Origin of the sequence: Priestia sp. 179-F W1.4 NHS (assembly GCF_045369295.1) — a bacterium.
Classification (GTDB): Bacteria; Bacillota; Bacilli; order Bacillales; family Bacillaceae_H; genus Priestia; species Priestia zanthoxyli.
Genome location: NZ_JBIQFF010000017.1, coordinates 1 through 21631 on the forward strand (window position 1 = coordinate 1; position 21631 = coordinate 21631).

General features: G+C 35.0%; 24 protein-coding genes, 1 pseudogene and 1 riboswitch. Of the genes and pseudogenes, 11 read left to right on the forward strand and 14 right to left on the reverse strand.

What is annotated here, in order from left to right; genetic code table 11:
- A partial coding sequence (locus ACH0CI_RS26325; protein WP_406902459.1) for a collagen-like repeat preface domain-containing protein occupies nucleotides 1-611 on the reverse strand: 611 nt, incomplete at its 3' end.
- Between the two features lie 302 nt (nucleotides 612-913).
- Between ACH0CI_RS26325 and ACH0CI_RS26330 the strand changes: the two genes are divergently transcribed.
- The 3 genes from ACH0CI_RS26330 to ACH0CI_RS26340 all read left to right on the forward strand — a co-directional run bounded on the left by ACH0CI_RS26330 (nucleotide 914) and on the right by ACH0CI_RS26340 (nucleotide 4349).
- Complete coding sequence (locus tag ACH0CI_RS26330) at nucleotides 914-2011, forward strand: tetratricopeptide repeat-containing glycosyltransferase family 2 protein (RefSeq protein ID WP_155008833.1); 1098 nt, start codon at nucleotides 914-916, stop codon at nucleotides 2009-2011.
- A complete protein-coding gene (locus ACH0CI_RS26335; protein WP_406902460.1) occupies nucleotides 2001-3551 on the forward strand; it encodes a glycosyltransferase in 1551 nt (516 codons plus the stop codon). Before ACH0CI_RS26330 ends, ACH0CI_RS26335 begins: the two co-directional genes overlap by 11 nt.
- Before the next feature lie 612 nt (nucleotides 3552-4163).
- Complete coding sequence (locus ACH0CI_RS26340) at nucleotides 4164-4349, forward strand: gamma-type small acid-soluble spore protein (protein ID WP_099000204.1); 186 nt, start codon at nucleotides 4164-4166, stop codon at nucleotides 4347-4349.
- A gap of 175 nt (nucleotides 4350-4524) precedes the next feature.
- Here ACH0CI_RS26340 and ACH0CI_RS26345 read toward each other — a convergent pair.
- From ACH0CI_RS26345 to ACH0CI_RS26365, 5 genes and pseudogenes are all read right to left on the reverse strand, one after another.
- A pseudogene (locus ACH0CI_RS26345) lies at nucleotides 4525-4804 on the reverse strand (helix-turn-helix domain-containing protein).
- A gap of 712 nt (nucleotides 4805-5516) precedes the next feature.
- Nucleotides 5517-5837 (reverse strand): hypothetical protein, encoded by a 321-nt coding sequence (locus tag ACH0CI_RS26350; RefSeq protein ID WP_099000203.1) that lies wholly within the window; start codon nucleotides 5835-5837, stop codon nucleotides 5517-5519.
- 244 nt (nucleotides 5838-6081) lie between these two features.
- Entirely contained in the window at nucleotides 6082-6777 is a 696-nt protein-coding gene (locus tag ACH0CI_RS26355) for a hypothetical protein (protein WP_099000202.1), read from the reverse strand.
- Entirely contained in the window at nucleotides 6774-7841 is a 1068-nt protein-coding gene (locus ACH0CI_RS26360; RefSeq protein ID WP_235918804.1) for an FtsK/SpoIIIE domain-containing protein, read from the reverse strand. Before ACH0CI_RS26360 ends, ACH0CI_RS26355 begins: the two co-directional genes overlap by 4 nt.
- A gap of 78 nt (nucleotides 7842-7919) precedes the next feature.
- The gene (locus tag ACH0CI_RS26365) at nucleotides 7920-8219 is read right to left on the reverse strand and encodes a hypothetical protein (RefSeq protein ID WP_099000200.1); all 300 of its coding nucleotides are present in this window, start codon (nucleotides 8217-8219) and stop codon (nucleotides 7920-7922) included.
- 677 nt (nucleotides 8220-8896) lie between these two features.
- On the opposite strand from ACH0CI_RS26365, the gene ACH0CI_RS26370 reads away from it, so the two are divergent.
- A complete protein-coding gene (locus ACH0CI_RS26370) occupies nucleotides 8897-9136 on the forward strand; it encodes a MerR family transcriptional regulator (protein WP_048022390.1) in 240 nt (79 codons plus the stop codon).
- Nucleotides 9137-9770: 634 nt separating this feature from the next.
- Here ACH0CI_RS26370 and ACH0CI_RS26375 read toward each other — a convergent pair.
- Complete coding sequence (locus ACH0CI_RS26375) at nucleotides 9771-9980, reverse strand: alpha/beta-type small acid-soluble spore protein (protein ID WP_047934289.1); 210 nt, start codon at nucleotides 9978-9980, stop codon at nucleotides 9771-9773.
- A 527-nt stretch (nucleotides 9981-10507) separates the two neighbouring features.
- On the opposite strand from ACH0CI_RS26375, the gene ACH0CI_RS26380 reads away from it, so the two are divergent.
- The 5 genes from ACH0CI_RS26380 (at nucleotide 10508) to ACH0CI_RS26400 (ending at nucleotide 15667) form a co-directional block, all read left to right on the forward strand.
- On the forward strand, nucleotides 10508-11692 hold the full coding sequence (locus ACH0CI_RS26380) for an Alp7A family actin-like protein (RefSeq protein WP_098113984.1): 1185 nt from the start codon (nucleotides 10508-10510) through the stop codon (nucleotides 11690-11692).
- Between the two features lie 17 nt (nucleotides 11693-11709).
- On the forward strand, nucleotides 11710-12087 hold the full coding sequence (locus ACH0CI_RS26385; protein WP_098113983.1) for a hypothetical protein: 378 nt from the start codon (nucleotides 11710-11712) through the stop codon (nucleotides 12085-12087).
- Nucleotides 12088-12490: 403 nt separating this feature from the next.
- Entirely contained in the window at nucleotides 12491-13327 is an 837-nt protein-coding gene (locus ACH0CI_RS26390; protein ID WP_099000198.1) for an STAS domain-containing protein, read from the forward strand.
- A 199-nt stretch (nucleotides 13328-13526) separates the two neighbouring features.
- Entirely contained in the window at nucleotides 13527-13859 is a 333-nt protein-coding gene (locus ACH0CI_RS26395) for a hypothetical protein (RefSeq protein WP_048022170.1), read from the forward strand.
- A 498-nt stretch (nucleotides 13860-14357) separates the two neighbouring features.
- Nucleotides 14358-14458: riboswitch (SAM riboswitch) on the forward strand.
- 81 nt (nucleotides 14459-14539) lie between these two features.
- On the forward strand, nucleotides 14540-15667 hold the full coding sequence (locus ACH0CI_RS26400) for a 5-methyltetrahydropteroyltriglutamate--homocysteine S-methyltransferase (RefSeq protein ID WP_099000197.1): 1128 nt from the start codon (nucleotides 14540-14542) through the stop codon (nucleotides 15665-15667).
- A 135-nt stretch (nucleotides 15668-15802) separates the two neighbouring features.
- Here ACH0CI_RS26400 and ACH0CI_RS26405 read toward each other — a convergent pair whose 3' ends face one another.
- The 3 genes from ACH0CI_RS26405 to ACH0CI_RS26415 all read right to left on the reverse strand — a co-directional run bounded on the left by ACH0CI_RS26405 (nucleotide 15803) and on the right by ACH0CI_RS26415 (nucleotide 18485).
- Nucleotides 15803-16012 (reverse strand): alpha/beta-type small acid-soluble spore protein, encoded by a 210-nt coding sequence (locus ACH0CI_RS26405; protein WP_013084404.1) that lies wholly within the window; start codon nucleotides 16010-16012, stop codon nucleotides 15803-15805.
- A 224-nt stretch (nucleotides 16013-16236) separates the two neighbouring features.
- A complete protein-coding gene (locus tag ACH0CI_RS26410; protein ID WP_406902461.1) occupies nucleotides 16237-17103 on the reverse strand; it encodes an Rpn family recombination-promoting nuclease/putative transposase in 867 nt (288 codons plus the stop codon).
- 743 nt (nucleotides 17104-17846) lie between these two features.
- On the reverse strand, nucleotides 17847-18485 hold the full coding sequence (locus tag ACH0CI_RS26415) for a LysE family transporter (RefSeq protein ID WP_406902462.1): 639 nt from the start codon (nucleotides 18483-18485) through the stop codon (nucleotides 17847-17849).
- Nucleotides 18486-18709: 224 nt separating this feature from the next.
- On the opposite strand from ACH0CI_RS26415, the gene ACH0CI_RS26420 reads away from it, so the two are divergent.
- Together ACH0CI_RS26420 and spxA are read left to right on the forward strand one after the other, a co-directional pair.
- The gene (locus ACH0CI_RS26420; RefSeq protein ID WP_098113979.1) at nucleotides 18710-19027 is read left to right on the forward strand and encodes a DUF3243 domain-containing protein; all 318 of its coding nucleotides are present in this window, start codon (nucleotides 18710-18712) and stop codon (nucleotides 19025-19027) included.
- Nucleotides 19028-19624: 597 nt separating this feature from the next.
- Nucleotides 19625-20026 carry a transcriptional regulator SpxA gene (gene spxA / locus ACH0CI_RS26425; RefSeq protein ID WP_098113978.1) on the forward strand — a complete coding sequence of 134 codons (402 nt, stop codon included), beginning with the start codon at nucleotides 19625-19627 and terminating at the stop codon, nucleotides 20024-20026.
- A 178-nt stretch (nucleotides 20027-20204) separates the two neighbouring features.
- On the opposite strand, the gene ACH0CI_RS26430 is transcribed toward spxA, so the two are convergent.
- The 4 genes from ACH0CI_RS26430 to ACH0CI_RS26445 all read right to left on the reverse strand — a co-directional run bounded on the left by ACH0CI_RS26430 (nucleotide 20205) and on the right by ACH0CI_RS26445 (nucleotide 21538).
- Nucleotides 20205-20381, reverse strand: a complete 177-nt coding sequence (locus ACH0CI_RS26430; protein WP_465903530.1) for a DUF8096 family protein — start codon at nucleotides 20379-20381, stop codon at nucleotides 20205-20207.
- A 73-nt stretch (nucleotides 20382-20454) separates the two neighbouring features.
- Nucleotides 20455-20604, reverse strand: a complete 150-nt coding sequence (locus ACH0CI_RS26435) for a hypothetical protein (protein WP_165573119.1) — start codon at nucleotides 20602-20604, stop codon at nucleotides 20455-20457.
- A 51-nt stretch (nucleotides 20605-20655) separates the two neighbouring features.
- A complete protein-coding gene (locus ACH0CI_RS26440) occupies nucleotides 20656-20988 on the reverse strand; it encodes a YolD-like family protein (protein WP_048018809.1) in 333 nt (110 codons plus the stop codon).
- A gap of 13 nt (nucleotides 20989-21001) precedes the next feature.
- Nucleotides 21002-21538 (reverse strand): DinB/UmuC family translesion DNA polymerase, encoded by a 537-nt coding sequence (locus ACH0CI_RS26445; protein ID WP_406902463.1) that lies wholly within the window; start codon nucleotides 21536-21538, stop codon nucleotides 21002-21004.
- Nucleotides 21539-21631: the final 93 nt, after the last annotated feature.

The window sequence follows — 21631 nt, forward strand, 5'->3', positions numbered from 1 at the left end:
CCTGCAGTCCCAGTAGGGCCTGTAACTCCAGTAATCCCTGCAGTCCCAGTAGGGCCTGTAGCTCCAGTAGAACCTGTTACTCCGGTAAGACCTGTAGCTCCAGTGAGTCCTGTAGCTCCAGTAGGCCCAGTCACTCCGGTAGGACCTGTTGAAGGGTAGTGAGCTAAAATGACTTCAATTTGTGTTAAGACTTTGAAGAATAGAAAGTGTGTTTCTTTATTTAAGCACAAAAGAGTAATAAGCATATTTAATCTATTAATTAGTGTTTGGATTAACTTTACTGGAGGAGACCATCTTATTGTTAAGGCAGATAATAAATTTTGGACCGTGCTAATTAAATGCTTAGTTACTGAACAATTAGGTTTTAATTCATGTAAAAAGATAATAAGGTGGTTCAGTGAATTGGAGATAGTATTGATATTTTTTGAAGTGGGGTTCTTTAGAATCAGCGGAATTTCTCTTTTTAAGCTATCTAAAATAGTAAGTAACCTTTTAACTTGAGAATCTCTAATATCTATACAATCCATTTTTTTAATATTTTTCTTTTTGTAGTAATTAGTATCATCATCAGAACTAAAATATCTAACTTTAAATGCACGCTTATAAGCCATTTTAATCCTCCTTTATTCAAGAATAAATAACTCATTACAAACCCAATCTAGGCAATTTTATATTTTAGCTTAACAATGCCTTATTAGTACAAAGTTTAAAAAGAATAATTATACTTTAAAAGGAATCTTTTACAATTATCTATACATAGTTATTATAAATATTAAAAAATATTTCAAATTAATAGCTATTTATTTAATAGAGTTTGAAATTAGTATCTAAAAAACAAGTAAATGCATACTGAGAGAATAACAATTTAACGTTTCTTCGTGTATTTACTAAAAGTTTATAGGAGGGATAAGAAATGATTTCTATCAGTTTATGTATGATTGTTAAAGATGAAGAAGAATCGCTTGGGAGGTGTTTGGAGAGCCTTTACCAATTAGTAGATGAAATAAATGTTATTGATACAGGATCAAGTGACCAAACTAAAAAAATTGCTAGACGCTATACAAATCGCATTTATGACTTTAAATGGATTGATGATTTTTCAGCTGCACGTAACTATGCATTTCAGAAGGCCACGAAAGATTATATTTTATGGTTAGATGCAGATGATGTGTTGCTAGAAAAAGATCAAGAAAAGTTTTTAGAATTAAAAACAAATCTAGACTCTAATGTTGATTCCATTACGATGAAATATATTCTATCGACTGATGAATATGGTAATGTTACAACGAGTTTAAGAAGAAATAGGTTAGTAAGGAGAAGTAGAGGGTTTCAATGGATTGGTTTTGTCCATGAATACCTTGAGGTATGGGGGAACATTATCAATAGTGAGGTGGCTATAACTCATAAAAGTATTCATCATGATTCTGAACGAAATTTGAAAATTTATGAAAAAAATTTACTGAACGGTGTAGAGTTTTCTCCCAGAGATCTATATTATTTTGCAAATGAATTAAAAGATCATGGTCAAATTGCAAGAGCAATTAACTTTTATGAACGGTTCCTTTTAACAGAGAAGGGATGGGTTGAAGATAATATTGCAACGTGTAGAAACTTAGCTGATTGCTATTACGAGGTTTTGGATAAAGAAAAAATGATGGAATCCTTACTACGCTCCTTTACTTACGCTGCTCCTAGACCAGAAATCTGTTGCAGATTGGCTTACTTCTTTATTGAAAAAAAAGACTACCATTCGGCTGTTTTCTGGTATGACCTAGCAACAAAAACCGAGGTTTCCCAAGAAAATTACGGAATTCACAATTATCTCTACTCTACATGGATTCCCCATATTCAACTCTGTGTTTGTTACGATGCTTTAGGAGACTATAAGAAAGCAAATTACCACAATGAATCCGCAGGTGCTTACAGGCCTAACGATCCTAAATACATGCATAACAAAAGTTACTTAGAAACAAAAATTCTTATAGAAGACGGTGTGGGAAGTGAGTCATAAACAAACGGTACTGATCGCAAGTCCTGTGCATCAAAAACCAGAAATTTTAAGTTTATTCTTAGAGTCTTTAAAGCAACTCAAAAAAGAGGAATTACTAATACATTTCTATTTCATAGATGATAACGCAAATGTAGATTCAAGTCGTCTTCTCATACAATTCCAAAAGTGCATTGAATCAGTAATGATTGAAAAATCATCCTTTCAAGATGTTTATTCGAAGGATGAGCAGACTCATTACTGGAATGAACGTCTAGTGTGGAAAGTAGCTAATTTTAAAAATTTAATTATTAGATACGCACAAGAAAAAAACTATAATTATTTATTTTTTGTAGATTCCGATTTGTTGTTATGTCCACAAACTGTTGTTCATTTAGTAAAACAAGAAAAAGATATTATTTCTGAAATTTTTTGGACAAAATGGCAACTAGATTCAATGGAGCAACCACAAGTGTGGCTTTACGATGAATATATCCAATACAATAAACAACTAGGAGAGCAGTTATCTACAGAACAAATAAATGTCCGTTATCAAGAATTCATAACGAAAATGAGAAACCCTGGAGTTTATGAGGTAGGAGGACTTGGTGCCTGCACTCTTATTTCACAGCATGCTCTTCAAAAAGGAGTTAACTTTAGCAAAATACCCAATTTAACATTTTGGGGAGAGGATCGCCATTTTTGCATACGTGCAGCTGCAATAGGTCTTTCCCTACATGTAGATACACATTATCCTGCCTACCATATTTATCGAGATACAGATATAGAAGGGGGAAAAGAATTTCTTAACAAAAGCATGAATAGACACAAAAATGCTCATTTGAACATTAATGTATGTATTCCTACAAAACCAACACTTACCTTGTCTATGGTAATTAAAAATGAGGAGAATCGTTTTTTGAGAGAAGCTTTAACCAGTCACCTTCCCTATATTGATAATGCTGTCATTATTGATGATGGGAGTATAGACAATTCAGTGGAGCTTTGTAGAGAAGTTTTAAAAACAGTACCATGTAAAATTGTGCAAAATCAAGTTTCGAAATTTTCTAACGAAGTAGAGCTGCGAAAGCAGCAATGGGACGAAACAATCAAAACAAAGCCTAATTGGATTTTAAATGTAGATGCTGATGAACTATTTGAAGATAAATTTAATCAAGAGGTAAGCCAGCTTCTTGAACAAGAGGATTATGATCTTTATTCTTTTAGGCTCTATGATTTTTGGAATAATACCCATTATCGTGAGGATGAATATTGGTATGCTCATTTTTTCTATCGGCCGTTTCTCGTTCGATACAGGAAGGATTTCTCTTTTGTATGGAAGGAAACTCCTCAGCACTGTGGGCGATTCCCCGAAAATATATTTCAATTGCCAAATAGCATATCTAGCTTAAGAGTAAAACATTATGGCTGGTCCAAGTTAGAATATCGCTTAGAAAAATACAAAAGATATTTAGCCAATGACCCGCAGGCTCAATATGGGATAAAGGAGCAATATGAATCCATATTAGATAAAAGTCCCAATTTGATAAAGTGGAGAGAGTAGAGAGAAATTGAAAAGAAGCAGAAATGTTCATTCTAAATTTCTCATTATGTACTAAGGAAAGACCTACTGAACACGAAGCTTTTGTTTCTTGAATGGTGTACGACAATGGGTAATATAAAATGTATTATAAAAAACAAAAAAACTTTACTAAATGTGACTATTAGTAACATTTAGTTCTAATTCCTTTAAATAATTAGTATGCTTCTTGTAGAATTTTATCACTTTTTGAGATTATTTCTTCTTGAGTAAACTTTCCTTCTAATACATTCTTTAAAAATTTAGCAGATAATGACTAAATAATGCTTTAGTAAGAAAAGGTGCTTACTTTATCAATTTAAAAACATTCAAAAAAAACACCAACTGAGATGAGCAAGAAGTATGTCCATGAATAAACCCAATGAAAAAGAGCGTGACTTTACTCATCAAAAATTGAATAATCTCCTTAAAGCAGTTTAAATTAACTTAAAGTTGGTCTGGTACTTTTAAATATGGATTTTTATATGATAGTAATGTGCCCAAGTTTGAATGAATTTTTTATGTTTTTCTTACCAAGTATTTTTAAGGATACTGAACGGCCACTTGGATATATTAATTCTTGTGGAGGTGATAGTAATGGAAAACAATAAATACGCTAACAAGACTGCTTCAGGAACAGACGTACAACATGTGAAGCAAAAAAATGCTCAAGCTTCTTCTAGCAAATACGGTACAGAATTTGCTAGCGAGACTGACGTACAACACGTTAAACGTCAAAACGCTCAAGCTTCTGCTAATAAAAACCAAAATTCTAATAAATAACAAAGTATAAATAAAAAGGGTTCTTCCAATGAATATGGGAGAACCCTTTGTTGTAATCAATTTTCTTTTTATTATCGTGAAAATGTTACATAGTAGCGCTGTATTTGTACAAACTACTTAATAAGCATTGTAACTCCACTCGCAAACGTAATGTGTGTAAAAAAAGCTACCTTTCCTAAGGGTAGCTTTTTTTCTTTGTAGTTGGGATAAAAGAAAGTATAAGGAGCAAAGTATTAGTCGTGTTTTCCCTATCTTCTTGGTATTTTAAGATATCTCTTGGTTGGCGATTTGATTCCTTACAGATCTCTTCAATTATTGAGAATCTAACTGCTTTTGCTTTTCCATATTTTCAATACAGAAAAATTGAATATCGTAATACAAACTTTCTCCGGTAGTTCTGTTACATTCATTTTGCTTTTAGCTAACATGGCATTAATGTTAATGATAATGGCCATTTGAATCACCTGAAACAGTTAAGTCATTTTTCGATTTTATATAGGCTACTTCCCTATTTATAGGTTCAGTTTTCATAGAAATCCCTTTTAATACTATAAAATTTGTATGACAACCTCTCAATTTATGTGTTATACTAATGATGGACCTAATCTTTATTATATTTTTGCACAGAAAACCTAAATTCCTAAGGAGCACCCTTATTCTTCGATGCCAATAACGATGAGGGTGCTTTTTCTTATGAGAAAATAGATGTTAATTCTTCCTTTTTGTTACATCTGTAGAGGGTTGTTCTAAACAATAGTATTTACCTTTAAAACATTTCAATAAAGGATAAAAATTCCTTTTCATACTGAAAACATGATAGAATAAATTAGATGGTTCCACTATAAAGCCATTACTTATTCGTAACGAAGAAGAGTCCTTTCAGTCCTTAACTAATTAAGGGCTTTTCTTGGTTTACGGATATAGCTAGCTTATGTTGAATTGATTTTAATTCCACTAGAAGAAGGGAAAACCCTTGACCTTGCTTCCTATGTATTTTACTGGTCAAAGAAAGTCCGTAGATAAAAACATCGTTTTAAAAAGGGAAAGCCTAAACCCCTCTTTACATTCAAGCGTGTTCAAACCATGTAATTAACCAATCAAATAAGTAGCTTCTAGTCAATTTATCGGTATGTAAACAAAAAAGCGACCTTGTTGGCCGCCGTAATCCTACTCGTTATTTTCGAATAAATTAAAAGAAAGTTGCTCTGCTCTTTTTCTATGGTAATAAGCATTTTTAACTCGTTTTACTCGTTCTCTATTTTCAATGTAATAATCTCGGTCACGAATAGAAACGCAAACTTTACAGTATGGTCCAAGGTGGCCGAACCCATCGCTTTTATAATGATAGTTCTTTGCATATTTTAATTCGCCGCATTCACGGCAAGTCTTAGCGACAACTTGTCCGTCAGCGCTTGTGAAGTATACGACCCCCCTTGGCTTTGTTCTTTCCTCGTATTCCTGCGCCAGTAATTCCTCTCGTAAACTCATATTCGCTCACCTCCCCAGTTGTCTTGGTAGTACTACTGATTCTCTTCTATTATACGAATTAATTTCTCCTGATACCAGCCTACAAAATTGATTGGTCTCCTCACGGCATTCATTACTTCTACATAATAATTAAGCTGTTTTCAGAGCCCTTTGCAAATTGTCGATAAAAGGTCCATAAAAAGGCTACCTTTCATTGTCTTAAGGTAGCCCGTTTTTAGGTAATTACAAACACATTTCTAGCACTTTACGTTAAATTGATTTTTATTCCACCAGAAGAAGCTGATGGCCTTAACCTTGCTTCTTTCGTTTGTTTCGAAGAACTTTTATATTTTTCCATCAATTCATGAATGCTGCCTACTTGTATAATGCGGATGTGGTCAGAAGACACCCCATACCGAACAGGCGTAATCAAGATGACGGAAGGGAAGAGGGGTGATCGGTCCTCTCGCTGCCAATGCACAGCCTTCCACTCATCTGAAAAGAAAAACTCCTCATAAAGGTTTATCTTCGCTTGCATTTTCTGTTCGGAATACTGATTTCTCTGAATTTCAATCCAAAAGGGAGATCCCTTAAAAATACAAAACAGATCCGGTTCAACCCCTCCTTTTCGCCCGGTGGGCTTATCTTCAACAATGACCTGTTTAGGTGTGCTATACGTATACATTTGTTTATAGACATCTAAAATAGAAAGGAAATGTAATATCTTTTGAGAGCTCTTTTTAATTTTGGCATCTACAGGTAAATAGACGGTCGGAGAATACTGCTGTGTGCGTTCAATGAGTCCTAATCGATATAAACGTACCATCACACTATTACACGCATTTACGGGCGATTTAAGCTGTTTAAAGAAGAGGTCAACTAATGAGTCTCGATCCACAGCTCGAAACTGGTTAATAAACGCTATGATGTCTTTATCACGTTGAGATAAACGGAAACTCATCGCTGCTCCTCCTTCTCTAATAATCCAAAGATGGACTGTGGTACGACCTCTAGGTCAGGTTCAGGGTCTTTTATGCGCGTTTTATAAGGAGAAAGTATTTCCTTACAAGCTCCTTCATCTAAGAAGTAGGCTTGAAACTCTTTGACATCATCAATTTTAATTTTCATGCGCCCCCTGGATGCGGCATCGATTTCCTCTGCCCCAAGTACACCTGCCACCTTTGCATTTGTGGCGTCGGCTTGCCTTCCAGAAATCCGAACCCGTAAGTTTGCTTTGAGTGCTGAATTCAACAAATCGGCATCTGGACGCTGCATCGCAATAATCGTATGAACACCTAGTGCTCGACCTTGACTGGCAAACTGTTGAATCATCTCTACAAGATCCGTTTCTCGTTTGATTATGCTCATTTCATCTACAACCACGACAATCCGAGGCAGCTTAAAAGGTAGCCTCCTGATGTGTGTGACGCCGTGCTCCAACAATAAATCGCCTCGTCGATACATTTCAGCTCGTAATAACGCAAAAGGTTTCCTCATATCCTTGGCCTCAAAGCAAAGCGCATCCACATGCTCAATTCCATGAAACAGCCCCAAATCAGCTCGTTTGAGATCCACTAATACTAATCGCAGATCATCAGGCGAGGTATATTTCACCCATGTGGTGAGGATCACACGCATGAGGCTGCTTTTTCCGGCTCCAATTTCGCCAGAAATCAGTAAGGTTTCTAAATCGGCAAAATCCCATGAAACCGGGTTTCCATAGATATCTTGACCAATGCACACGGGAAGCTCCATTTTCTTAATATGGGGATGAATGGCTTCATAATTATAATTGAGCATCTTAGGGAGGTTTTTGTGATGAACAGTAATGCTAAAGTTCTTTAAGCTGCCGTTTATTTCGATATTGCTGCCTAATACTTGGCGTAACGCCCATCTCTTTTTGTTTAAAAGGTCAGGGTCAATGCCATTTAGTAAGGAAAAGGCGTACCGGGTGTACGTATGATGGTGATCGATTTGATGAATTTTTGGAAATAGATAAGAGGTACGGTCTCCTCGTTTCACCATCCGGTAAATCTCTGCCGTACGAAACGCTTTAATCAGTTGGCCACGCAGTTTTAGTTTTTCAAACATCAACATTCCTCCTCAAAACATAAATGTCGCAAAAAAGTAAATCAAGGCGCTATAGAAGGTAACAGGCAATATAAAGCGCATTATCTTTGAAAAATGATCGACCAGATCAATGACACCCCATCGCTCTAATATTCGCTCAATGATTGCAATTCCTAAGACAATGCCCCCTATGGTTAAGATAGTGGGGTCAAGCATGGCTAGTGGACTAAAAGGAACAAAGGAATAAGCCCTGAAGGGACGAGGTTTTGTTGAAGATTTAGAGGATAGTTTATGGAAGAAGTTTTGAAAAGTACTATAATGCGTTTTTCTCATGCTGATACCTACTTTCATTCTTTTTATTTTTTCGCCTTTTATGTCTCAGTTATTTCAGCTTACCGCATCCGGTCGCCCCCTTCGCCTCTTCGGCTCAGCTCCCTTACAGGTTCCACGAAGGGCTTCACTAGGCGTATAAAGCTTGTATTAACGCGGTAACGATACTGAACTAGCTACTGATTAGGTAACGCAGTAATAATTCTTTAGATACTATGTAGCTACTGCAGTAAGCTTGCCTGTCCAATCGAAAAATAACAAAGAACCCTTACCGCAGTAGGTAAGGAGTAGCTAATTATGTAAGAAGGAATGGGATTTTTATATGCTGGTACCTGTACTAGTCACGAATATTTAATGCAGAAAGGACGAGAAGTTAAAAGTGTTTCAGAGGATGGGTGGAACGGATCTGAGGATCAGCAAGAAATTAAAGAGTAAGACTTCTTATATTTTAAAAAAAGAGCATGGATCCGTTCATAATTGCATTTAGCATGTCAGGTGTTATGACCAAGTTGTAGATGTTTTTATCATATACTGATACTGTAAAATTTAATTATTTGAAAATTCAGATATATTAACTAAATTCCCCACCTATAAGAATTGACGCATCGCGAACTTAGCCAAATAGTATAGAGGAGAGAAACTAATTGAATAAGGATTGTTCATATCGAGAAAAAAAAGTAATGACTATGAAAACTGTATCTGAAATGACTGGGCTTTCTGAAAGACAAATTCGTTATTATGAAGCTCAAAACCTTATCTTTCCTGAAAGGAATTCCTCACTTATTCGTAGGTATTCTTTTTCTGATATTGAAGAGCTAATGGATATTGCAGAAAAAATAGAGGAGGGTGTTCTTACACGAGAAATTCGAGAGGATCTTGATAAGAAAAGAAAAACAACGAACAGAATCAATACTAGGTAAATAAAAGTTCATTATCTGTCCACTCAAACTACTTAAGTTGCTGTTAAAAAGATCGCATTGTCTAAAGTGGAGATCTTTAAATGTAAGCCAATTCGAAAAAATGGCGTATAGAGGAGAGGAGACAATAACATGAAATTATTTGTGAGTGAGGTTTTTAAAAATTGTTTATGTTCACTTGAATTTGTTTACCTTTATATGTTGCTTTCTTTTGTAGAATTACAAGTTGGTATTGTAAAATCGCTATCATTAAAGTAATTTTTCGTCCTAAAAGATATATAATAAATGTATCTTTAAAGGTGTTTTTATTATACATTATTTTCATTTAAAATTACTATTTTCATAAATTGTATAAAAATAGGTTTTATTGTCTGTTAAGGTGGTATATGATGAGTACAGAGCTAAAGCAGACTTCAATGGTGTGTATGGCTACTGTAAATGGTTCAGGTTCAACGAAATAAACCGGGATACATAACGATAAGGTCTCATAAGGGCAAAAAAGTTATGTTCTACTGAAAAAGCCTCCATCGATATTGATGGAGGCTTTTCATATTATGCATGTGCCTTTTATTATTTAAATCATAGAAAAGAGAAGAACGATGTTTCTTCTTCCTTTAGTCCCTATTATGAGACCATTTTAGAAGCGTCCGCCGCCAAGTTGTTGCTCAGCCATTTGTACCAAACGTTTTGTAATCTCTCCACCTACAGATCCGTTTGCACGAGCAGTTGCATCAGGACCTAGGTTAACACCAAACTCACTAGCAATTTCATATTTCATCTGATCAATTGCTTGTTGAGCACCATATACTAGTAATTCATTTGTGTTGCTATTTTTATTGTTTGCCATTTTATTCATCTCCTTTATTGGTTGTAACGTTAACATGTGTAAAAGGAGAATCAGTTATTCATAAAATGAAAAAAATTTTAAACTATTCCTTACTTTATAAATTCGTATAGAAAAAGTGACTACTTGATAAGGAAAATTAAATCTCTTTGTTAAATGATATCTAATCGTTATAACTTCTAAAATAAAAAGCAAGCTAATTTATAAAAGAATAGGTTTTAAAGAAAGAGCTAAGATGACATTTAAAGACAAGATTCACTATATATTACCTTATTAAAGAATAAAGTTTCTTGTGTTTCTGAGCGTAAAAAAAAGACAAGTCAGTAGGTTTTGCAGTTGTTGTGTTGCTATTTTTCAGTAAGATAATGGTGGACATCGTATTTAAATATAATCTCTACTTAATTCCTTCAATTGTTGATAGATGTAAGTTTTTGTAGATAATTAAATTGTTCTCACATCTTGAATGTTTATCCTACATCAAGTACAATAAGTTGAATATAAGTTCAACTTAAAAGATGAGGTGTATAGAAATGAAAATTTCACGTTTTAATAAAGATTGCGGAAACTCTGTTGATATGAACATCATGGATGGATATTTATTCGATTTTCCAACGAATGTAGTTGAACTGCAAAAAGAAGCTGCAGATTCTTTTTTCACAGATGCTGTTACAGCTCCAGAAGAATTTAAAAAGCGTATCTTACTTTCCACAACTATTCAAGGAGACGAGAAAGAGCGCTATTTCTTAGTTGGTGACATTGCTGCAAGTCAATTACTTGCCAACAATCACATTAATAAATTACATAATAAAATTACAAGCCATATTCCATACATTACCTTTTTAGCTGCTATTGCTTATTACCATGCGTTACATGCTAAGGATAAAAAAGATAACACAATTGAAATTGACTACTTTTCTACGATGCTACCAATCTGGCTCCTTAAGAAAGAGAGTACATTTGGTGCAGCTCAAAAAGCGATGGCTAATCGTTTCTTAGGCGACCATACGTTTACGGTGCATACGCCTGGGTTCGAAAATACGTTAAAGGTAGTAGTAGAAGAAAGTGCGTGCTTAAAAGAGGGAGAAAGTGCACGTTTTGCCTTAAAAAAAGACTTAACCCTTGAAGATCGTGAAGATGCAAATGAGTATGTAGAATGTGAAACAGTTATGGTGGACATTGGTGGTGGTTCCATTGATGTGGTTATTCTACCAGAAGGGTTGAAAGCTGCCAATAGTCGTGAATCATTCCAAAGCATTGAAGGCATCCCTTATTTAGCGCATATCGATAAATTGCGTAAAGAGAAATTCCTAGAACTGTTTACAGACTTACGTGCGTTTGATCAATTTATTCTTGATAACTACGGCAAACAAAAGTTTGTATTAAAAAACGAAAACACAGGCGAATCCATTGATTTAACAAATACAATCAAGTCTTCTCTTCGAGAATATGTAGAGATCTTATTGGCTAAGTTAAATGATGTTGCACCACCTCCAGCGAACAAAGTGCGTAAATATGTGTACTGTGGAGGGGTAGCTCCTACTTTAGAAGTTGCTATCATGAATAGTATGCGTGAAAAAATTGGAGAAGAACGTACAGAGAAGTATCATAAGGTGCCCCAAGATAGCCGCCATTTAAATTTATTTGGCTTAGAGATTCGTAGTATTGGTTACGTTCAGAAGAAGCAAGCAGCAGAGAAAAAAGCCGTTAAATCCTAACAACGTAGGTGATAAGGATGTCAGAACGCCAAAATGCGTTTACCATTAAGACAAATCGATTGAGTGATGAAGTGTATAATCAACTGGCTACATATGCTAAATCGCGTAAGTTAGGAGATTATATTTCGTCTTTAATTCAACGTGATTTAGATGATTCATCTACTGGAAGAAAAGCAAGGGAAGATAAAAAAACTTACGAAATGTTTGAGCATATTAAGAATGAACTATCTGAATTAAAGGTATTAGCCCAAACAACGGGTTTTGTAGGAAGCAATACTTTTAAAGAAGAAGAGCCTTCAAAGGTTCCTCAACTGAAAGAAGGAAAGATTGCAGATTTAGAAAATATATCTGGCTCATTAGACGATGACGACTTAGAAGAATATAGCGACTTTTAAAAAGGAAAACCACTAGAGCCATTCTAGTGGTTTTCTTTTTGTGGTTCACCTAAACCATGATCAAACAGATACTATCCTTTAAAAATAATCAAGGTGAAATGTTTTATATAGGAACAATTATAAATTTTAAAATTTACTTGCTCTTTTTATATTTTAGCATTCATATAAAAAGGCACCTAACAAACAGCAGGATTAATGGATTTCAGTTGAGAATAAACTAACCTCATTTTATTTTTTAACTTAAGCAATTCGTCTATAAAACTAAAGAGGTACCCCAGAAACGCTCCCTCGCATGAACGTACCATACCTTAAAATAAGTATCCGTGTGTTGAATAGTAGTTATGTTTTCTGTGCTCAATAAAAGGGAAAGATAAAGTTATCTATCACCAAAGGGGAAAACGCTATGGATAAAATGACTCAAGAATTACATGATTTTTTATTACAACATGTGAATGAAATGGCTCAAGAGTGGTTAGATTCTCGAGAGATAGAAGAGAATTCTGTTTATACAGCTGATGCTTCTCCAGAGGTAACTGAATACCTTCGAGAACAAAATCACTATTTTACCCGTACAATAGTGAAGGTCCTAAAGGATGGATCTTTTAAAAATCTTAGTGGTTGGGCCCAAGAGATTGCAACCAAACGAGCTCGCTTAGGGAATCCTCTTTACCTGAGTATCCGTCATTTCAAAAAGTTTCGTGCTATTTTTCTTAACAAGGTTGAAGCATTTATAAGCCTCCATCAGTCTAGTATTACACAACAAGATATTATTCTATGGAACAGAACCTTAAACGAAGCCTTTGACCGGATGATTGAACTCTTTACCATGTATTATGGACAAGTAGCAGAGGCGCAAGTATATGCTCAAAAAAAGCTAATTTCAGAACTGAGTACACCAATCATTAGTATTTCAGATACAGTTGGTGTTCTTCCTATAATTGGTCAGATCGATGACTATAAGAGCAATGACTTTGCGGGAAAAATTATGATGCAGGCAAAAGACCTTGAATTGTCTTGCCTAATCATTGATCTATCAGGTGTACCTTCCATTGATACAATGATGACCAATGAATTGTTTCAAGTCGTAAACATGTTAGAATTGCTAGGAATTGATACAACGATTACAGGTATCCGTCCAGAAATTGCTTTAACAGCCGTTCAATTGGGTATAGACTTCAGTAAAATAAGAACCTATGGAAAACTAAAGGACGCAGTAAGTGACCTTTTGCATATAAGGTAAAAGAATTATAGCAGCAGGAAGACTACCAATGGAAGGTAGTCTTCTTATTGTTGGATAGAAATAAAGACGGAATAGCTAGTAACTAAGCATCAATTGAAATTAGTAATTTAACTTATCAAAAGAAGGGTTTATTTTATTGTTATTGAATCTGTACAAGACGTTTTATCTCAAATCTCAATTCCAGAGAGGGGAAATGACAATGGCCATTGGAAGAGAACGAGCTGCAAGGAGTATTTTGGGTCAATCAGGATTGAGGAATAGGAATCCAGAAAACGCTATGCTTGATGAAAAAGATAAAAAATCTCGTACCTCAGATTTTGAAAAAGTTCCCACTCCTCGTCAGGGGTCTACTCGAACAGCAAGGATGGCAGAAGAATATAGGGCTGAATATAAAAGGGTAAAAAGAAGAGAGCAATTTTTGCAAGATACAATAGATTTATTAAACGATTGTAATAACAAGCAATCTGTTGAAGAGTTAAAGGAATTAATTAATTTAGCAAAAGAACGATTAACTATGTATAAAGGCAAATAGAAATTATTTCTTTTTTTATCAATGAAGTGCTGTAATATGAATACGTTCACATTCACATTGATGTGAGTGCATTTTTGCTAGGAGAGAGCAGCCAGTATATGATGGTTGCTCTTTTCGTATTTGTAAGAAGATGTGACTATATGAAAGATTGGTTTAGCGTATTCGCTCTAAGAAATGAATCAAAGAGAGAAATTAGAAGTGAGGAATAGCGCTCCTTGCAAAGTGCAATGAAGAGGCTAGGTATAATGGAGTCAGATATTTTTTGAATACAATTGGTGAAGATAAATAACAATTAGGTAATGGAGCCAAATTCTTTAAATACTATGTAGCTATTGCGATAAGCTTTCCTGTCCAAACCAAAAACAAAGAAGAACCCTTACTGTAGTAGGTAATGAGGAAGTAATGAGATAAGAGATGTGCTATTTCTGATTTTCCAATTTTTTGTTGACAAGCTAAGAAAACAAGTGTAATATTTCTTCTAGTTAAATAAATTGAATATTCTTATCTCGAGAGGTGGAGGGACTGGCCCTAGGAAGCCTCGGCAACAGACTGTTAAAGTACTGTGCCAATTCCAGTAGCAATTTGCTTGAAGATAAGAAGAGAACCCATAACGATTATTAACCTCTTCTTATTTTTAAGAAGAGGTTTTTTATTTTAAAAAGAAAGAAGGAAACAAACTCATGACAAAGACACTAGTGAAGGCTCCATTTAAAGCTGATCACGTAGGCAGCTTTTTACGCACAACTCCCCTTAAAGAAGCAAGAAAAGCGTATGCAAATGGTACAATTAATGAAGCCGATCTAAAATCTGTAGAGGATAAAGAAATTGAAAAGCTTGTCCAGAAGCAAATTGAAGTAGGTCTTAAATCTATCACGGACGGTGAATTTAGACGTTCTTGGTGGCATTTGGACTTCTTATCAGGCTTAGAAGGTGTAGAGCTGTTTGAGACAGAATATATCAGCCAATTCAAGGGTGCAAAAACCAAAAATAACGCGATTAAGGTAGTAGGTAAAGTAGACTTCAATCATCATTATATGGTAGAACATTTCACGTTTTTAAAAGGAGCTGTCGAACGCCATGGTGATGGAAGCCAAGTCGCTAAATTCTCACTTCCAAGCCCAAACATGTTATTTACTCGAATTCAAGAAGATACATATTACAATGGAAACAGAGATCAATTTTATCATGATACTGTGGCTGCTTATCAGAAAGCGATTCAAGCCTTTTACGACGCAGGCTGCCGTTACCTACAATTAGACGATACTTCGTGGATTGATTTTGTTTCTGAAGAACGAATCAATGCGGTTGTTGAGAAGCTGGGTATGGATGTAAAAGACATTATCAATACTCGAGTAAGTTGTTTAAATGATGCTATTTCTAAAAAGCCTGAAGATATGCTCATTACTATGCATATTTGCCGTGGAAACTTTAGATCTACTTATATCACAAGTGGTGGCTATGATACTATATCCGATGCAATCTTTACTAACTTACATGTAGATGGGCTTTTTCTTGAATATGATGATAACCGTTCAGGAGATTTTGAACCATTAAAAAGCTTTACAGGTAACAATCAAACTGTTGTTTTAGGGTTAGTAACATCTAAATTTCCTACACTAGAAGATACTGAGGTTATTAAGCAAAGAATTCAAGAAGCAAGTCAGTATGTTCCTCTAGCTAACTTGTCATTGAGTCCGCAATGTGGCTTTGCAAGTACAGAAGAAGGAAATGTATTAACAGAAGAGGAACAGTGGAATAAAATTAGTCACATAATTAAAATTGCTCAAGATGTCTGGGGAGCCAACTAAAAAGTGAGAATCGCTTTTTAATTTTACATAAGTAGCATTCTAGATGTGTTGAAATACGATAAATAGGCGGATCTTATAACCGAAAAAAGGAAGAATGAAGTTCATTCTTCCTTCAGCCATTATTATAAAGTTTTATTAGAAACGTCCTCCGCCAAGTTGTTGCTCAGCCATTTGTACAAGACGCTTAGTGATTTCGCCACCTACTGATCCGTTTGCACGTGCAGTTGTGTCAGCACCAAGGTTTACACCAAATTCGCTCGCAATTTCATACTTCATTTGATCGATTGCTTGTTCAGCACCATATACTAATAACTCGTTGTTGTTGCTGCTTTTGTTGTTTGCCATGTTGTGTCACCTCCTTGTTTCTTTTAAAGTTCCTATCGTAGAAGAAGTACATACATAGTAAATAATGGATGTATTATCTTCTTACGTGCTTCCTATACTATTTTTTAGAAACAAATGACACTGTAAAAAGTGGTATTAGATGTTTCATTTCCTTGTAATGAAAATCAATATTTGCCATGTTCGAAAAAAGAGCCGTACCTTTTAAGTACGGCTCTTTTTTCTATTTATTGATGACGAAGATTTTCGATTTCTTCTACAGAAAGACCTGTCAATTTACTGATTATATTACTCGCTATACCTTCTTGAATCATTCCAATGGCCATTAACTTTATAGCTTCTTCTTTTCCTTTCCTTTCAGCTCTTTTCAAAGCTGATTTCTCATCTAATAATGCTTTTCTTCGGGCTTCATAAGCTAATAACACTTCTGGATCTTGGCTTACGCGTTCCCACTCATCTATCGCTTTTTTTAGCACGTGATCTTCTTGCATTGCAATCTCCTCCAATACTTGAGTGATTTCTTCATCTTCCGATGCTTCAAGCAATAATAACCATCGTACAAGTTGATCTTCTCGTGGATCTACCTCTCTGTTACGCCATTTAATCAATAACTTAGGTAGTTCCATAAAATGAATTTCTATCATATCCGTTAAGAGTAATTTTTGTTCACGTTCGTATAACTGGAAGGTGGAATGATAATGATTAATATGAGATAAATAACGGAAATTTACAATATTGATGGTGATGGTTTTACAAAGCTCTCCGTAGTCCATACCTTCTTTCATTTGGCTGTTATACATCTTGGACCAATAATAGAGGGTTCGCTTTTCCATGTCATGTTTGTTATTAAGCTGAATCTCAATATTAACGCGGCTTCCATCTTCTAATTGTGCGTGTACGTCCAGAATGGAACGTTTATCTTCTTGGTTTTCTTTATTAAAATGCGGATCTAACAGCTGAACCGTTTGAATCTTCTTTTCGTCTGGAAAACGAAGCGCAGCATTTAAAAAGGCAGCTAGAATGGATTCATTTCCATGGGTGCCAAATAATGATTTAAATGCAAAGTCAACACGTAAATCTAATCGTTTTGTCATAATGCCCTCCGTCGTATTTATGGTTATTACCAATAGTATATCATGACTAGATTTCTTCTTCCTATAGTACACTTTGTACCCGCAGATATGTACGCTAAAAAAAACTCAGTTAACCTTTCTCTTGCCCCAAGGTTTTATATAAGAAATAATGACTAAAAAAGCCAGAAGGATAAAGCTTATTGAAATACCCCCAAATAGCATTCTTCGACTCTGAAAATAAAGAGGGTTTTGGAAAGGATGTAAATCACTAGAAAGAATTTTGGGGAATAAATTATATACGACATTACCCGTAATTGATGACCCCAGGAGAATTGCAAGCATGTTACCTATCCATTTTGTCAGAACCCAATAATATTTTGTTAGGCCTCCCCAGTGAGTACGCAGAGCTAACCATATCCCTGTGAATAAAGAGGCTAATGCGCCAGGTATCGTTAGATAATGGTCAAAATAACTAATAAATAGTATTCCCACGTATATCTGCGATTGATCAGAAAAGAAAGTCATTGAACTTGTTACTAAGAGTTGTCCAAAAATGCCGCCAAAATAAATAATTACAGATAGAACGTGTATAATGAGCCACCATTGCTTACTTCTACGTGTTAGTCTCTTTCGTAACTTCTTAGAAATAAACACGCATAATAAAGTTAGAAGGACAAGTGTTACTAGTAATGTAACAGCAAAAATAAACAGTTTTTGGTCACCTCTCAATTTTCTCCTTTACGATATAGATGAGTATCTTTGAATTAGGCAAAATGAAAAATTAGTTTAAAGAAGTGAAAAATAAAACGCACTCCATATAAAATTAAGACAAGTCCAGCTACAACTGAAATAATTCGTAAGAATTTATCAGTAAGAAGATTGCGGCCAAAGTGGACAGTAAAAGCAACATTGAGATTCCAAAGGATAATCCCTACTAGAATAAATAAACTGTAGAGAAAAGAAAGAGAAGAGGACACTTTCTGTGTCAGTTCTTGCAAGGTAGCTCCGTACACCCCAAACCAAAATACAATGTTTAAAGGGTTTAATAAAGCCATCAAAAAGCCAATACAAAATGTTCGATGCCATGAAGACAGTGTTGTTTTCATATCATCTTTCTTTAAGGAAGTCTTCTTAGATAAACTACTTAGTCCCAACTTAATAAGAAAAAACCCACCTAACATATATGTAGATACAACTATAAACTGATGTTCAAATAAATGCTCAGCACCTAAATAGATGACAACAAGAAAAAGTAAATCTCCTGTGACGCCTCCTAAACCAATAAGCCAGGATGCCCAAAATCCACCCACGATCCTTCGTTTAATCATCTCAATTTTAATCGGCCCTATAGGTGCCGCAAGACTGATTCCTAATACCACCAGATGAATAATTGATAGTGTCATTTTATCACCTCAGCTCTATAGCCTGTCTTTTCACAATATATGAGGACACCTTTTCATTTAGTCTATTTTTACTGCGAATACATACGAGAATAATAAGTATCGCGGGATTAAGAGCAATAAATTTTGCTAGAGCACATTCAAATGGCATTAAATGTTTACACACTTGCTATTGGGGGATTTACCTTATAAGAACAATATTATTTAATTGGAAGGAGCATACAAAGATGAATAACAATACGGGGACTGTTGAAAATAAAGTGGAAAACAAATTAAATGAGATGAGTCAAGAAAAGAAAGACCATATTCTTTCTAGCTTTAACGAATTTAAAACATATTTAGGAGATAAAGTAACAAAAGGTGAAAAATTGGGATTAAATGACGAACAACTGGCTTTGGCAGCTAAAAAAATAGCTGATTATTTAGCTACACATGAGGAACCACAAAACGAGGAGCAATATTTACTACATGAGCTGTGGAAAGTTGGAAATGAAGAGGAGCAACATCACCTAGCTCATATGCTTGTGAAGATGGTCAAAGAGTAATTATACTTACATGTTGAAAGTTAAAGCTATATGATTCATCTAGTAAAGGAGGAATGACATATCCATTCTTCCTTTTTTATTTGGACATTACTTTTTGTTTGTAAGATAAAAACCTTAAAAAGGGATTAGGAGTAAAGGGTGTAGTACAAGGTAGATTTTACACGCCCTCATAATAGGTGACGATTATCTTGCAGATTTCTGCCTGTAAACCAGGAGCTCCAAAATTAGGTGTGTGTATCCACATAAATAGTTGTACCATTATGGTCTATTTTTAAGTAAGGATAAGGAACATACCCACGTAAATAGCAGAGAGGCTGTCTAATTGGAGAAACAAGTTTATAAAATATAGAAGGTTAGCATTGAATTCTACATTATATGTTTTATATTTCAGTTATATTAAATTAAAATACATTAAACAGATATATAAACTATGTTATAATAGTGTCGGAAATGATACGTGAACTACCTAATGTATTCAACGTAGCAAAGAGCCACTTGTAGTATACAAGTGGCTCTTACTTATTAGAAATCTAGATACTTTTATCTAAATTGATTAATTAAAAATAGAAAAGAATACATATAGACGAGGTGTAAAAAATGATTCATCTATATACGACAACCAGCTGCGTTTCTTGCCGAAAAGCAATGGCTTGGCTTGAGGAACATCAAATTGATTATATTGAGAGAAATCTATCGTATGAACCTATTACAGAAGATGAAATTAAAACTATTCTTAGTATGACAGAAAAGGGTACAGATGAGATTATTTCTACAAGATCAAAGATTCCCCAAAAGTTAAATATAGAGATAGATGCATTGTCGTTACAGGATTTGTATGATTTAATAAAGAGCCATCCTTTTATACTTAAACGACCTATTATCATACAAGATCGTAAAATAATGCAAATCGGATATAAAGAAGAAGAGATAAGAGCTTTTATTCCTCGTAAACTTCGTACTTTCACGATGACAGAACAGGCAGTAATAGGTAATAATTAAAGGGTAATAGAAGAACGATTACAAGGCTGCCTTATCTTCCAAAGTAGGTTGTAATAAAAGACATCAGCAGTGTAGTAAAGTATATATTTTAGATTCTAAAAATGAGTAAACGCAACTACATTTACATAAAAAGGAGAAGGGGAAAAACCTTCTCCTTTTACTATATAATCCTCTATACTTAGATACTCTTCTTCATGCTGCATTCTCGACATTCGCGCAAGAAAACGCCACCTTTTACTGAACTTTTAAAGTAAGATGAGTTGCAATTATCGCATCTTCCACTCACTTTATCCGGAAATTCAACGTAGTCATACACTTTCTCAAGATCTATTTCTTGCTCTTTTATTTCTTCCAGGTTGATCACTCTTTTCTATTTGGCTTTTCTTAGACTAACACAATTACATCTATATAAAAGGGTTATGTTAAATTTATTCTGGTTTTTCCACTAGTTGCATCTGGAAAATTTGCGTTTCTTGAATACCGACTCTTTGGAGTTCCTCTTCAAATGATTCTCCTTCTTTTAGTTTAATTATTCTCTTTGACCCGTCACGTAACGTGTAGACTCTAAAATTGTACATAAATGTACCCCCACCCAAATAAATAATTCTTGTACACGATGTTTTCAGGAACTAAGCCAAGCGAACATCGATGAGCTCGCTTAACTTCATTTTATTCTTTAACTCAAATACGTCATCAATGAAAATAAATAATTCCCCTAGAGAATCAACAAACTGAATGTAACCTGTCTCTGTTATGCGTTGGCCCCTCTTATAATAGGTAAGGTACACTTGTTTATTTGTATGTAAGGCTTCAATTAAAGTGAAATTCATCTGTTCCATTTGCTCTTCTGTTAAAACAGGTTGAGCTACTTCTGCTTGCTTATTTATCATTTCTTTTAACCCTATGTATTGCTCTGGCATAGTGGCGAATGGACGCCATTTTTTCATTCCTCTAGGTGCCATCTCTTTTTCCTCCTTAAGCTTTATGGCCACCCATAAGACCATTTCGATAACGAGCTGTTGAATGAGGAAGGTGACTAGACGCACGTAGTACACTATTCTTGCCATAACGCAGCCGAATGTCATCAATCGTTTTGGCAAGAGCATAGGCTCTTTCACGCTGATCAATGTCCTCAAACAAGCTCATTTGCTCTTCTTCTTGAATGCTAGTGTTGGATAAGGAAATACCGATGGAGCGAATCGGCATGCCACTATCATAGATATGTAACATGGTTAAACAATACGGAAAGATATCCTGGCTTAAGTTCGAAGCTCTCCCCATCTTCTTTTGTCTAGAGAAGCCTCCACCTGTTTGTTTGCTGTATCCAATGGATACATGGATCGTTTGAGCCACCGCTTGATGCATGCGCAAACGAAAACAAACATCGTCCAAGAGTTCTAACAGCAATAACTCCACTTCTTTTCGGTTTGTATAATCACGGAATAAAATTTGACTCTTTCCAAAGGAACGAGAGCTAGGAATATATACATCAGAAATGCGACTGTAATCAATGCCATTCGCATGTTGGTGGTAGGATAAGCACCTGACGCCTTATCGCATTTCTACGACAGGTTTTCCTGTACTTTCCTCCAAACCGTACGTACA